Genomic DNA, 12,498 nt, shown 5'->3' on the forward strand with positions numbered 1-12,498 from the left:
ATCCCATCGCAGCCTCGCCAAGGCTCGACAGCTCCCACATTAGAGGTGTGTCGCGCCCAAATTTGGAATGCATTCCGTGTGAGGTGCAATGCCACATCTGTGGGAGCCGGGCTTGCCCGCGATGCTGGCGACTCAGTCTCCCGGGCACACCGCGGTGATCCCATCGCAGCCTCGCCAGGGCTCGACAGCTCCCACATTTTAGAGGTGTGTCGCTCGCAAATTTGGAATGCATTCCCTGTGAGGTGCAATGCCTCCTCTGTGGGAGCCGGGCTTGCCCGCGATGCTGGCGACTCAGTCTCCCGGGCACACCGCGGTGATCCCATCGCAGCCTCGCCAAGGCTCGACAGCTCCCACAGGGATTACGCAGTTAAAGCGTACTTTCCATCGCCTTCATCAGCACCGGATCCCGCCCGTAGATATCCGGTGCGTACAACAACGCGCCCTTGCCATCGACCTGCACCGTCCAATATGCCAACAGCACCGGCACTGGCGTCGCCAGCCGGAACTCGTGGGTCGTTTCCGTCGCCAGCAATTCTTCGGTACGGATCTTCTCCGCCGGGCTTACCAGCAAATCCCGCAGCAGCAGCGGCTGCTCAACCCTTACACACCCCGAACTGAAGGCTCGCGGGCCCTTGGAGAACAGCGGCTGGCTCGGGGTGTCGTGCAGGTACACAGAAAACGGATTGGGAAAGCGCAGCACGATCCGGCCCAGCGGGTTGCGCGGGCCGGCGCCCTGGCGCAGCAGGATGTTGCCGGGGCGCGACCAGTCGACCTGTTCGGGCATCAGCAGGTTGCCCTGGCTGTCGAGCACTTGCAGGTTCTGCTGGCGCAGGTACTCGGGGTTCAGGCGGATGGCCGGCAGCTTGTCCTCGCGCATGATGGTGGGCGGGATGGTCCAGGTGGGGTTGAGGGTCAGCCGGGTAATGCGCGATTTGAGCAACGGCGTCTGGCGGTCGGCACGGCCGACTTGCAGGCGGGTTTGCCACACAGGCACGCCGCCCTGGTAGAAGCTCAACTGCGCCGCCGCAACGTTCACCAGCACGCCTTCGGGCTCCAGGTCCCGGGACAGCCAGCGAAACCGCTCAAGGTTGATGCGCAGTTGTTCGCGGCGAATCGCCGGGCTGATGTTCAGCTCGGTGACGGTGCCGGGGCCGATCACGCCGTCGGCTTGCAGGGAATGGCTTTGCTGGAAGGTCTTGACCGCGTTCACCAGCTCGCCACGGTATTGGGTGCCGGACGATGTACCGGTGAGGTAGCCGCCATTGACCATTCGCCGCGCCAGTTGCGGCACCCGCGCATCGTCCATGCCCGGGCGCAACAACGGGCCGCTGGCTACCGCCTCCCAATGCTGCAACGGTTGCTGGCGCAAGGCGGCATAGGCGCTGCGCAGGCTGAGGTATAGCGGCGCACTCGGGCGGGCCTGGTCGAAGGCTTGGGCGATGTTCTGCATACCGGCTTCGGCCATGGCCAGTACTTGGGTGTCGGGGTCCGGGGCCGGTGGCTGCGAGTGCCACACAGGCTCGAAGCGCGACTGCTGCAAGCGGCCAAAATGCAGATCCTGCAGCGCTTGCAGGTATTGCCGGCTGGTGCCGATGTCGCTGCACAGCACGTTGGCCGTGGCATCCACCGCAGGCAGTCTATAGTGACCCGGGTCCAGGCCGTCATCGGCCAGCATCAGCAGTTGGGCTTGCAACGCGGCGCGCCGATCCCCCTCGGACCAGAGCACCCCGTCGCCCTGCTGCTGATAAAAAGCCTGCAAGCGTGCCAGGGAAGGCGCATCGACTTGCCCGCCCAGATCGGGACAAACGCTGGACAATTGCGAGAGCGCCAATTGCACCGGGGCCGGCGACACCACCAACAGGTCTTCGGCTGTCGCGACCAGCGGTGCAACGAGCAGGCAAATGCTCAAGTAACATGCGTGTTTTTTGAACAATCGCTTAGCTCCCATCCACGGCGGAGATGCTCTATACATGCTGACCTTTTGCTGCCGACTCGGCCTGATCATCTCGACCTTTGCCTCGCTGAGCACCGTTGCGCTCGCAGACACGGGTAAACCTCTTACTCTGTATAGCAGCCTCGCCCACGCCGCTCCAGAACTCAACCCCGCCGTTCTTAAAAGTGCCCTCACGGCCATGCAGTGCGCTGTAGGAAACGGCCTTGAACAGTCCGATCGACTGGCCGTGATCGACTACTCCCAACCTTCGACCGCCCGTCGCCTGTGGATCTTTGACCTGCGCAAGAAGACGTTAGTGCTGCGGGACCTGGTGGCCCACGGGCAAAAGTCCGGGGAAAACTTCGCCACCCAGTTCTCCAACCGCGAGGGCAGCTACCAGTCCAGCATTGGTTTGTTCCGCACCCAGGAGAGCTATGAAGGCGCCCATGGCTACTCACTGCGCATGGACGGCCTGGAGCCGGGTTTCAATGACCGTGCGCGGGACCGCGCCATCGTGATTCATGCCGCCGAGTACGTCAGCCCCCTGTGGAGCAAGCGCGAAGGCCGCATCGGCCGCAGCCAGGGTTGCCCGGCCGTGCGCCCGCAAGTGGCGCGCCAGGTGGTGGATAAACTCAAGGACGGCCAGTTCATGTTTTCCTGGTACCCCGACCAGCGCTGGCTGAAGTCCTCGGCGTACCTCAATTGCAAGCCGCGCCAGATGGCGAGCGCCGGCACCGTCAAAGGCGGTTGATGGTCTCGCCGTTGGCGTGCACCATGCGGCTCACGCCACCAGGAACTTCACCGTGTTCCTGGGCTTGATGAGAGAGAGACCCCGAGATGCTTTTACATCAATCCACCTGGATCGAGATTGGTCAGTTTCTGGAACGCAGCCGCAGCATCGTGATTCCCATCGGTTCCAACGAGCAACACGGCCCCACCGGCCTGCTCGGCACCGACTGGATGTGCCCGGAAATCATCGCCCATGAAGCGCAAAAAAATGCCGACATCCTGATCGGCCCGACCTTCAATATCGGCATGGCGCAACACCACCTGGGCTTCCCCGGCACCATCTCCCTGCGCCCGTCGACCTTTATCGCGGCGATTGGCGACTGGGTGCGCTCGCTGGCCGGCCATGGTTTCGAAAAGATCCTGTTCCTCAATGGCCACGGCGGCAACATCGCCTCGATTGAAGCGGCGTTCTCCGAGCTGTACGCCGAGGCGAGTTTTGCCGGGCGCCCGGCGGGTTATGCGCTGAAGCTGTGCAACTGGTGGGACCTGGAAGGCGTGAACGAACTGGCGCACCAGCAATTCCCGGTGGGCCACGGCAGCCATGCCACGCCGTCGGAGATCGCGGTGACCCAATGGGCTTATCCGGACGCGATCAAGTCGGCAGACTACTCACCGCAAATCGCCAACACCGGGCCGATCCGCGAAGCCCGCGACTTCCGCGCACGTTTCCCCGATGGCCGCATGGGTTCAGACCCGGCGCTGGCCACCCCGCAAAAAGGCGGTGAGTTGGTGGCGTTGGCGGCCAAGGGCTTGGTGAAGGCGGTGGAGACGTTCAGCAGCGAGCCAAAACCGAGCTGATTCATTCGAGTGTAGGAGCTGGCTTGCCAGCGATGCAGACACCTCGGTGCATCAGATACACCGAGGCGATGCTATCGCTGGCAAGCCAGCTCCTACAGGGTCATGGATTTACAGGCAATCCCGCGCCGCATGCTCGAAACGCGACGGCTTGAACGGCGACGCTACCGGCTTGCGCTCATACAGGAACACCTTGCCGCCGTCCTGAGCCTTGTAGACCTCAAGAATGTTGTCCGCGGCGATCTTGCTGCTCACCACGATCCGGGCATGGCGCGAGTTCTGCGTGATCGTGGAGCTCATGCCGTCTTTCTCGAACTTGGGCACCACACACTGCACATAGGCTTCGGGGTCCTTGGCGGTTTGCAGGGTGAGGGATGGAGCGTTGGGGGCGGACGCACAGCCCGTCATCAAAACAGAAGCAAAAGCCATCGCAGGCACTAACAACACGCGCATAAAAAATCCTGAAAAATATAAGAAGTGGGCTAACCGGCGGCGACCAACGCCTTGAGCGAGGCATCGAACTGTTTCAACGCATTCAACTGAACGTCGCGCTGCTGCCCAATCTGTGCAGCGATCTGGGGCGCCGTTTTGTCATGGACCCATACAGAAGGCAAGTGCATTTGCATCGAACCTTCGGCTTTGGCGATGTATTGCAGGTCCAGGTCGTAGAACTTCGCCACAAACCGCGCCTCCACCAGGTCATTACGCTGGGTCAGCAACTGGTTGTAGGTGTCGAGCATCACCACCACGTCCGGGTGCGCCTGCAAGAGCGCATCGAGGTTGTCGTAGCGGGTGACCGAGGCAAAGGTGTGCCGCAGGGACGTCATCAGCCAGTCAATCGCCAGGTCCGGGTCGGAGCTGTCGACGAAGGCCTGGCGTATCTGCTCGTCCAACTGGCCCTTGGCACCATTGGCCGCCATGTCGTGGTAGCGCGCCAGGTACTGCAGGTTGTCGAGGGTGTTGTCGCTGTAGAGCACGCCGACCGATTGCGAGTGTTGCAAACTCACCGGGCTGGCGGCGATCGGCAACAAATGGCTGGTTTGCAGGCCCGAGGCCAAAGCCGGTACTGCCACGCCAATCCCGCTCATCAGCAGCGCCACCAGGGCCAATCCAGTAAAAGTCCGCATCGCAGGGTCCTTGCACATCATTTCCGATGAGGGCAATTGTCCTCCTTTTCCAGAAAAACAGAACTCGCAATGCTTGATGGTGACTATTATCTGGAGCAATAGTGTTGTGCAGGCCGCCCCATACAAAACGATAAGGAATGCCTATGAACCGCCATCAGAAAACCTTCGACCGCATCCGTGAAGCCGTGCTGCCGGAATTTCGCGACCGGGTTGCCGATTACCTGGTCGATTATGAGGAAGTGCTGCTGGACACCGCCGCCGAGCCGCAAGTGCTCTACGCCATCGCCCAGCAACTGCGCGGCTACTTGCGCGGTTTGAACACCACCCGGGTGCTGGGCATGGCCGACTGGGAAGACCTCGACCGCCGGGTGGTGCAGGCGTGGCTGGTGTTGCAGCAAGCCGAATAGCGCCACGCCAGCGGCTCAGCGAATATCCACGCGGTAACGGAAGTGTTCGGCATGGCCACGGCCGCGCCGCAGCTCCAGGGGTTGGCCGGCGTAATCCCGGGCCAGCCGTTCGATCACCATCACCGGGCTGCCCACCGGCACCTGCAGCCAACGCGCCCACACGTCATCGATGGATTCGGCGGTAAGGGCTTCCTCGGCAGACGCCACAACCTGCCCGCAGACCTCTTCGTAGGTCGGGTACAGCAACAACCCCTGCCGCGTCAGGTCGACGTCCAACAGCGCCTGGAACCGCGCGCGCGGCAGCCAGATTTCCTCGGCCAGCACCGGCCCCGTGTCCAGCACATGCACCCGCACGATACAAATCACCGGCGCATCCGGCCCGAGGCCCAGCACCTCGCTCACCGACAACGGCGCCGCCACCGGCTTGACCGACAGGATCCGGCTTTGTGGCAACTGGCATTCACCGCCCGGACCCTGGAAGCGGAAACACCGGAACAACGATGACTGGAACTTAGGGCGGCGCACAAACGTGCCCCGGCCTTGCTGACGCTCCAGGATGCCCTCGCCCACCAACGCCTCGATCGCCTTGCGCACGGTGCCGGTCGACAGCTGGTATTGCGTCGACAGCACCGCCTCAGGAGGGATCGCCGCACCGGCGCGCCAGTGATTATTGGCAATCTGCTCAATCAGATGATCCCGAAAGCGTTGGTACAGCGGCAGGCGGGAGTCACTCGACAGTATATTCATGGACCAGGATTCACTTTGTAATGGAGAAGATGACTACAGCGACGGTCGTGCCTGCTTGACCCATTCCTGGACCGAAGGCCGTTGCCACTGGCGCTCGGCGTACGCCACCAGGCCGGCGGGCACGCTGTCACCGTTGAGGATCAGCCGGTTGAGCATCACGGCCAGGTCCACGTCGGCGATCGACCACTCGCCGAACAGGTAGTCGCGGCCATCGGCCAACAACGCCTGTGCCGCGTTGATCAGCTTGTGGGCTGCCGCTTGCGCTGCCGGCGACAGCGGTTCGCCTTTAAGCCCGTAAAACACCACCAGGGTCGAGCGCTCCTGCCGGATCGGCATCAAGTCGCTGCGCAGCCACGCCTGCACCTGGCGCGCCCTCGCCCGCTGGCAAGGCTCTGCCGGGTACACCGGCACCTGCGGGAACACATCCTCCAGGTACTCGGTAATCGCCGAAGACTCGGACAACGCAAACTCTCCCTGCACCAGGGTCGGTACGCGCCCGGTCAACGACAACTGGCCGAACGCCTCGGACTGGTTCTCGCCCGTGTCGAGGTTGAGGGTGAGCAACTCGAACTCCAGGCCTTTTTCCCGCAGGGTCACAAACGCCGACATCGCGTAGGGACTGGTGAAGTGGGCGTCAACGTACAGGCTCAGCGGGCGATGGTTCACGGCGACATCTCCTTGGTGGGAGCACCACACTACGAGATCGCGCGGCGCAAATGAAATGCGCGGTTTTTATGGGGGCATTCCTGGCTGGAATACCACCGATAATGGCAATACTATGGCGCCTAGCCACCCCACCTGAGGTGCCCCAAAACCAGATCAAGGAACGATCAAACGATGAAACAAGCGGTAGTCGTCATCCACGGCATCGGCGAGCAGCGCCCGATGGACACCCTGCGCGGCTTCGTGGAAGCGATGATCCCGGCGGACACCCCCGAGGCCACGCCGTTCTACTGGAGCAAACCCGACCGTTTTTCGCGCAATTTCGATTTGCGCGTGTTGAAGTCGGCCGGCCGCAACACCACCGATTTCTACGAATACTACTGGGCGCACAAGATGCAGGGCACCAAGGTCGGCCACCTGCTGAGTTGGCTATGGGACATTTTCAAGCGCCCGCGCCGGGATATCCCCACCGCCATCGTGCCGATCTGGCGCGCCACCCGCTGGACCGTGCTGGCCCTGCTGGTGCTGCTGGTCAGCGGCACCCTGGCCACCCTGTATGGACGTTTCCCCCACAGCGACAACCCGTTTGCCCTGGTCCCGGTGCTGCTGGCCGTGATCGGCCTGGCATTGAAGTATTCGGCACTCTCCTACCTCGGCGATGCCGCCCGCTACCTGAGCCCCAACCCGCAGAACGTGGCGGTGCGCGAACAGATCCGCGCCGATGGCGTCGACCTGCTGCGGGCCCTGCACGACAAGGGCGACTACGACCGCATCATCGTCGTCGGCCACAGCCTGGGCAGCGTGATTGCCTACGATATCGTCGGCTACCTGTGGCACGAACATCACGACCAGTTGCACCCCAACAGCCCGGAACTCGCCGCCCGCTACGCCAACCACGAGCGCCTGCAACCGGTGGTCCAGGACACGTTGCCCAAGGCCGGAAGGGCCCTCGACGGCCGCCTGCAAAGCCTGCTCCGATTCCGCGAGCAGCAGGCCGAAGCCTTTATCGAACAGCGCAACCTCGGCAACCCGTGGCGCATCACCGACCTCGTCACCGTCGGCAGCCCCATGGCCCACGCCAGCCTGCTGCTGGGCCGCAGCGTGAGCGACTTCCAGCGGCGCATCGAACGCCGCGAGGCGCCCGCGTGCCCGCCGACCCTCGACGAAAAGGGCTACGGCTACAGCGGCCGGCTGTCCATCACCGTGGGCCAGCGCCCCTTCTCACCGTTGTACCTGCACCACGCAGCGGCCTTCGCCGTGACCCGCTGGACCAACCTCTACTTCCCTGCGCCAATGGGCCTGTTTGGCGATATCGTCGGCGGGCCGGTAAGCCCGGTGATGGGCGCCGGCGTGCTGGACCTGCCGGTGACCGTGGGCAAATGGAAAGGCTGGCTGGCCAGGTCCTGGCTCAGCCACACCCACTACTGGAGCGAACGCGGCGGCAAGCAGGGTTACCTCAGCCAATTGACCACCGATGAAACCGCGATCACCCACGGCGAACGCCCGTCGGCGACGCAAGCGCTGCGCTGGGCGATTGACCTCAAGGGTGTGCGGCGTTTTCGTCAGGTGGGTGTCCGGGACACAGTCGCCGAACCAGAGGTCTAGCCCGAAAAACCACCGCCCTCCAGAAACGCCCGCTCCTCTTCTGTCGTGACCCTGGCCAACACCTCATTACGATGGGGAAAGCGCCCGAACCGCTCGATGATGCGAGCGTGCTCTTTAGCCCAGTGATAGGTATTGGCATCGAGGTCCTTGTTCAGCGCGACCGACAACTGCTGATCCTCGGGGTCTTCAGAATGCGCGAACGGCAAATAACAAAACGCCCGCAACGGGGTTTCAATCAACTGATCCATCCCCGCCTCGACCATCTGCCGCGCATACAGGCGCGCCAGTGGGTCGGTGGCGAACATATGCGCCGTGCCGCGGAAGGTATTGCGCGGGAACTGATCCAGCAGCAACAGCAGCGCCAGCGCGCCTTCCGGTGATTGCATCCAGTTCTCCAGCTCGCGCCGGGCGGCCTGGAAGTGCGCCGTGTGAAAAGCCTCGCGAAAGCGCCGGTCAAACGCTTCATCCTTGGCAAACCAACGCTTGGGCCCTGCCTGCTTCCAGAACTCAATAACTGCCAGCGCTCCATTCTCGATAGTCGTCACTGCCCTCTCCTCGATAAGCCCACAGATTTCATCATCGCCTTAAACAAAACCTTTAAAGTTCCGGAATATGTCTGAATGTTTCCACTGTACAAAGGTCCCGTTGATGATCCTACGCCTTGCCCAGATTTTCAGTGACTCCAACCCCCAGGTCCGCGCCAAGCTGTTTGGCATCTACGGGGTGTTGATCGGCATTAACGTGGTGGCCTGGCTCTGGGCGCTGGTGGCGTTTCATGAACATCCGGTGCTGCTCGGCACCGCGTTGCTGGCCTACGGTTTCGGGCTGCGGCATGCGGTGGACGCCGACCATATCGCCGCCATCGACAACGTCACCCGCAAGCTGATGCAGGAGAAGAAACGCCCGGTGACGGTCGGGTTCTTTTTCTCCCTGGGCCATTCTTCGGTGGTGGTGCTGGCGTCCATTGGCGTCGCGTTTGCGGCATCGGCGATGCAGGAGCGGTTTGAAGGGTTCAAGGCCATTGGCGGGGTGATCGGCACGTCGGTCTCGGCCTCGTTCCTGCTGGTGATCGCCTTGATGAACCTGGTGATCCTGCACGCCATCTACAAGGCCTGGCGCCATGTGCGCCAGGGCGGCGCGTATGTGGAGGATGACTTCGACCTGTTGCTGGCGAACCGGGGTTTTATGGCGCGGATGTTCCGCCCGGTGTTTCGCCTGGTCAGCCGCAGCTGGCACATGTACCCGTTGGGGTTCCTGTTCGGGCTGGGCTTTGACACGGCCACCGAGATCGGGCTGCTGGGCATCTCTGCAACACAGGCCTCTCAAGGGCTGTCGCCGTGGTCAATCATGGTGTTCCCGCTGCTGTTCAGCGCCGGCATGTCACTGGTGGATACCCTCGACGGGCATCTGATGCTGGGGGCGTATGGCTGGGCGTACATGAAGCCGATCCGCAAGATCTACTACAACATGACCATCACCCTGGTGTCGGTGGTGGTTGCGGTGGTGATCGGCAGCATTGAAGCGCTGGGGTTGATTGGTGACCAGTTGGATCTGAAGGGGTCGTTCTGGGGCTTTATCGGCGCGTTGAACGACAGTTTCGGGGTGTTGGGCTACATGATCATCGGGATCTTCGTGGCCAGTTGGGCGATATCGGTGATGCTGTATCGCCTCAAGGGGTTTGACCGGATTGAAGTGAAGGCGGGTTGACCTTTTGGCGCTGTTGTTGTGGCGAGGGAGCTTGCTCCCGCTGGGTCGCGAAGCGGCCCCAACAAGGTAATTGCGATCCACCTGAAAGAACGCTGGGGCCTTTTTTGGGGCTGCTTCGCAGCCCAGCGGGAGCAAGCTCCCTCGCCACAGCAAGCTCCCTCGCCACAGCAAGCTTCCTGGCCATAACAAGCTCCCTGGTCACAGGGTCTTCATAGATTTTTGGCAGCTTAGAAATCCACCGTCGCCGATAACTTCACCGTCCGTGGCTCACCCTGGGTCAGGTAGTTATTGGCGGTCGAGGCCGACGACCAATACGCCTTGTTCGCCACGTTCTCCACATTGGCGCGCAAGGTGATGTACTTGTCGTCTGCCTTGAAGCCATACCGCGCCCCCAGGTCGACACGGGTCCAGGCCGGGATGCTCAGGCTGTTGGCAGCGTTGACGTATTCACCACCAGTGCGCAGCATCCGTGCGCTGACCGCCGCGCCTTGAATGCCTGGCACATCCCAATCCGCACCGACGTTGTACTGGAAGCGCGGCACTCCGGCGGCGCGGTTGCCGTCGGTGGCGCCGTTGGAGGTGCTCTTCTGTTCGGTGTCCATCCAGGTGGCGCCAGCCAGCAGGCGCAGGCCGTCGAGGGGCTCGCCGAACACATTGAGCTCTACGCCTTTGTTGATCTGTTCGCCGTCGACGGTGAAGGTGTCCTGGCTCTGCCCCGGGAAGCGCGTAGTGGCGTTGTTCGGCTGTTCGATGCGGTAAACGCCCAGGGTGGCGCCATAGTTTTCCCAGTCCAGCTTGACCCCGGCTTCCGTCTGCTTGCTGCGCTTGGGCGGGAAGACTTCGCCCGGGTTGGTGACGTTAGTGAGCGGCGCCGTCGGGCCCTGGGCCAGGCCTTCGATGCGGTTGGCGTAGAGCGACACGTGCTCCCACGGCTTGATCACCAGGCCATAGACCGGCGTGGTGATGGACTCCGAGTACGGCGTGCCCCGCACACCGGTGGCGGTGTTCCAGCTGTCCACCTCGATGGTCTGGCGCCGTACCCCCAGCGTCAACAGCACCCGGTCATCAATGAAGCCCAGGGTGTCGGACACCGCCGCACTCTTGATCCGGTTCTTGCCGACAACCCGCGGGTCGTGGATATCACTGCCGAAATAGGTGTTGGTCGGCCGCGGTGTTTGCGTAGGGTTGTACAGGTTGCCGGGTTGGCGGTTGGCCTGCAGGATCGCTTCATAAGACGAACGCTGCTCGCCCCAGATCCCCGACAACCCGAAGTTCATCTGATGGGTCACCGGCCCCGTCGCGAAGTGCCCGTTCAGGCCGGCCATCGCGCTTTTGTTGTCTTCGTCGTGGGGCGAATACAGGAAGCCCACCTTGGCGCTGCCATCGTTGCCGACATACAGCGACGAATACTGACCGTTCTCCCGGGTGTGCTTGGCACCGCCCGCGGCGTAGGCCGTCCAGTTATCGTTCAAGTCATATTCGGCGTTGACCATGCCGTAGGTGTCTTCCAGCTGCGACCAGCTCCAGTCCTGGGCGTAGTTGTCCTTGGCCGATGGCGGCCTGGGCACTTTGGTGCCGGTGAGGTAAACCACCGAGCGGCCGTTATTGATGCGCTCTTTCTGGTAGCCAAAATCGGTGGAGACCCGCAACCGATCGCCGCGATAATCCAGGGCGACGGCAATCAACTGCGAACTTTTGTTTTCGTCATCCACCGCAGTTTCGCCACCGTGCCGTGCCAGGTTGACCCGCGCGCCGAAGCGGTTGTCTTCACCAAAGCGTTGGCCGAGGTCGATGTGGCCGCCGGTCTGGCTGTCGCTGGCGTAGTCGAGGGTGACGCTGCGGGTGGGCGTGTCTTCGGCGCGCTTGGGCACCAGGTTCACACTGCCGCCAATCCCGCTGCCCGAGGGCGACACGCCGTTGACGAACGCATTGGGGCCCTTGAACAGTTCCACCCGCTCCAGGGCTTCGGTGGTGATGATCTGTCGGGGCAGCACGCCGTACAGGCCGTTGAATGCGATGTCGTCGGTGCTCAGGGGCAAGCCGCGAATGGTGAACACCTGGGAAAAGTTGCCGAACCCGGACGATTGGCGCACCGACGCGTCGTTGAGCAACACATCGCCCACGGTCCGCGCCTGTTGGTCGGCGATGGTTTTCGAGGTGTAGCTGACCACGCTGAATGGCACGTCGTTGATGGACCGATTGCCCAGCACGCCAAGGCGCGCCGACCGCGCCACCTGGCCACCGGCATAGGTGTCCGCCTGCGCCCCGCTCGCCTCGCCGCTGATGGTGGTGGCGCCCAACTCCAACGCGTCGCCACTGGCCTGGGGCACCACGGTGTAGCCATGGGTGCCGGTGCCTTGCAGGGTGTATCCGCTGCCCTGCAGCAACTGGGCGAAGCCGGATTGCGCGCTATAGCTGCCTTGCAACCCAGGGCTTTGTTGATCGTTGAGCAAGGTGGAATCGAACGACAACGGCACCCCGGACAACGCTGCAAACTGCGCCAGCACATTTCCCAGCGGCCCCGGCGCGATGTTATAGCTGCGCGCCGCAGTGCTTTGCGCTGCCTCTTCGGCCTGGGCGTTTTGCAGTGGCGCGAGGGCTGCGAGGGCGACTGCCAGGCTCAATGCCTTCAAGGGGCGGGGGCAGTACGGGAGCGGTCTGGCGGTCATGGGCATTCCTGTCGGCGCGGAGCAATGTTGAGGGTTCTCCCCTACACCGAACGACC

12 protein-coding genes are annotated in these 12,498 nt (G+C 62.7%); 5 read left to right on the forward strand and 7 right to left on the reverse strand.

Translation table 11 applies throughout. The features are described 5' to 3' along the window. Positions 1 to 367 precede the first annotated feature (367 nt). A complete protein-coding gene (locus M2400_RS26300) occupies positions 368 to 1,933 on the reverse strand; it encodes a murein L,D-transpeptidase (RefSeq protein WP_259198069.1) in 1,566 nt (521 codons plus the stop codon). Positions 1,934 to 1,970: 37 nt separating this feature from the next. Here M2400_RS26300 and M2400_RS26305 point away from each other — a divergent pair, with 37 nt between their 5' ends. Then, positions 1,971 to 2,684, forward strand: coding sequence for a murein L,D-transpeptidase catalytic domain family protein (locus M2400_RS26305; protein ID WP_177047658.1), 714 nt, complete (start codon positions 1,971 to 1,973; stop codon positions 2,682 to 2,684). A gap of 86 nt (positions 2,685 to 2,770) precedes the next feature. Next, positions 2,771 to 3,520, forward strand: coding sequence for a creatininase family protein (locus tag M2400_RS26310; RefSeq protein WP_259198070.1), 750 nt, complete (start codon positions 2,771 to 2,773; stop codon positions 3,518 to 3,520). Between the two features lie 108 nt (positions 3,521 to 3,628). Here the strand turns inward: M2400_RS26310 and M2400_RS26315 are convergent, their stop codons facing one another. Continuing rightward, on the reverse strand, positions 3,629 to 3,970 hold the full coding sequence (locus M2400_RS26315; protein ID WP_259198072.1) for a hypothetical protein: 342 nt from the start codon (positions 3,968 to 3,970) through the stop codon (positions 3,629 to 3,631). Between the two features lie 29 nt (positions 3,971 to 3,999). Beyond that, positions 4,000 to 4,644, reverse strand: a complete 645-nt coding sequence (locus M2400_RS26320; protein WP_177047651.1) for an ATPase — start codon at positions 4,642 to 4,644, stop codon at positions 4,000 to 4,002. A gap of 143 nt (positions 4,645 to 4,787) precedes the next feature. Here M2400_RS26320 and M2400_RS26325 point away from each other — a divergent pair, with 143 nt between their 5' ends. Continuing rightward, complete coding sequence (locus M2400_RS26325; protein ID WP_177047649.1) at positions 4,788 to 5,051, forward strand: hypothetical protein; 264 nt, start codon at positions 4,788 to 4,790, stop codon at positions 5,049 to 5,051. Positions 5,052 to 5,066: 15 nt separating this feature from the next. Here the strand turns inward: M2400_RS26325 and M2400_RS26330 are convergent, their stop codons facing one another. Together M2400_RS26330 and yfcF are read right to left on the reverse strand one after the other, a co-directional pair. Continuing rightward, entirely contained in the window at positions 5,067 to 5,798 is a 732-nt protein-coding gene (locus tag M2400_RS26330; RefSeq protein ID WP_177076568.1) for a GntR family transcriptional regulator, read from the reverse strand. Between the two features lie 33 nt (positions 5,799 to 5,831). Beyond that, positions 5,832 to 6,464: a glutathione transferase gene (yfcF, locus tag M2400_RS26335; protein WP_259198077.1), complete on the reverse strand. Its 633-nt coding sequence runs from the start codon at positions 6,462 to 6,464 to the stop codon at positions 5,832 to 5,834. A 171-nt stretch (positions 6,465 to 6,635) separates the two neighbouring features. Between yfcF and M2400_RS26340 the strand changes: the two genes are divergently transcribed. Then, complete coding sequence (locus tag M2400_RS26340) at positions 6,636 to 8,066, forward strand: lipase family protein (protein ID WP_259198079.1); 1,431 nt, start codon at positions 6,636 to 6,638, stop codon at positions 8,064 to 8,066. On the opposite strand, the gene M2400_RS26345 is transcribed toward M2400_RS26340, so the two are convergent. Next, complete coding sequence (locus M2400_RS26345; RefSeq protein WP_259198081.1) at positions 8,063 to 8,611, reverse strand: DUF924 family protein; 549 nt, start codon at positions 8,609 to 8,611, stop codon at positions 8,063 to 8,065. The two genes, M2400_RS26340 and M2400_RS26345, sit on opposite strands and share 4 nt — an antisense overlap. 103 nt (positions 8,612 to 8,714) lie before the next feature. Here M2400_RS26345 and M2400_RS26350 point away from each other — a divergent pair, with 103 nt between their 5' ends. Then, positions 8,715 to 9,773 carry a HoxN/HupN/NixA family nickel/cobalt transporter gene (locus M2400_RS26350; protein ID WP_259198084.1) on the forward strand — a complete coding sequence of 353 codons (1,059 nt, stop codon included), beginning with the start codon at positions 8,715 to 8,717 and terminating at the stop codon, positions 9,771 to 9,773. 227 nt (positions 9,774 to 10,000) lie between these two features. Here the strand turns inward: M2400_RS26350 and M2400_RS26355 are convergent, their stop codons facing one another. Then, positions 10,001 to 12,442, reverse strand: a complete 2,442-nt coding sequence (locus M2400_RS26355; protein WP_259198085.1) for a TonB-dependent receptor — start codon at positions 12,440 to 12,442, stop codon at positions 10,001 to 10,003. Positions 12,443 to 12,498 lie beyond the last annotated feature (56 nt).

It is taken from the genome of Pseudomonas sp. BIGb0558 (assembly GCF_024807515.1).
Lineage (GTDB): Bacteria > Pseudomonadota > Gammaproteobacteria > Pseudomonadales > Pseudomonadaceae > Aquipseudomonas > Aquipseudomonas yamanorum_A.

Coding starts and splice junctions, on each gene's coding strand:
- M2400_RS26305 (WP_177047658.1), top strand. CDS start 1,971: ATGCTGACCTTTTGCTGCCGACTCGGCCTGATCATCTCGACCTTTGCC.
- M2400_RS26310 (WP_259198070.1), top strand. CDS start 2,771: ATGCTTTTACATCAATCCACCTGGATCGAGATTGGTCAGTTTCTGGAA.
- M2400_RS26315 (WP_259198072.1), bottom strand. CDS start 3,970: ATGCGCGTGTTGTTAGTGCCTGCGATGGCTTTTGCTTCTGTTTTGATG.
- M2400_RS26320 (WP_177047651.1), bottom strand. CDS start 4,644: ATGCGGACTTTTACTGGATTGGCCCTGGTGGCGCTGCTGATGAGCGGG.
- M2400_RS26325 (WP_177047649.1), top strand. CDS start 4,788: ATGAACCGCCATCAGAAAACCTTCGACCGCATCCGTGAAGCCGTGCTG.
- M2400_RS26330 (WP_177076568.1), bottom strand. CDS start 5,798: ATGAATATACTGTCGAGTGACTCCCGCCTGCCGCTGTACCAACGCTTT.
- M2400_RS26340 (WP_259198079.1), top strand. CDS start 6,636: ATGAAACAAGCGGTAGTCGTCATCCACGGCATCGGCGAGCAGCGCCCG.
- M2400_RS26350 (WP_259198084.1), top strand. CDS start 8,715: ATGATCCTACGCCTTGCCCAGATTTTCAGTGACTCCAACCCCCAGGTC.
- M2400_RS26355 (WP_259198085.1), bottom strand. CDS start 12,442: ATGACCGCCAGACCGCTCCCGTACTGCCCCCGCCCCTTGAAGGCATTG.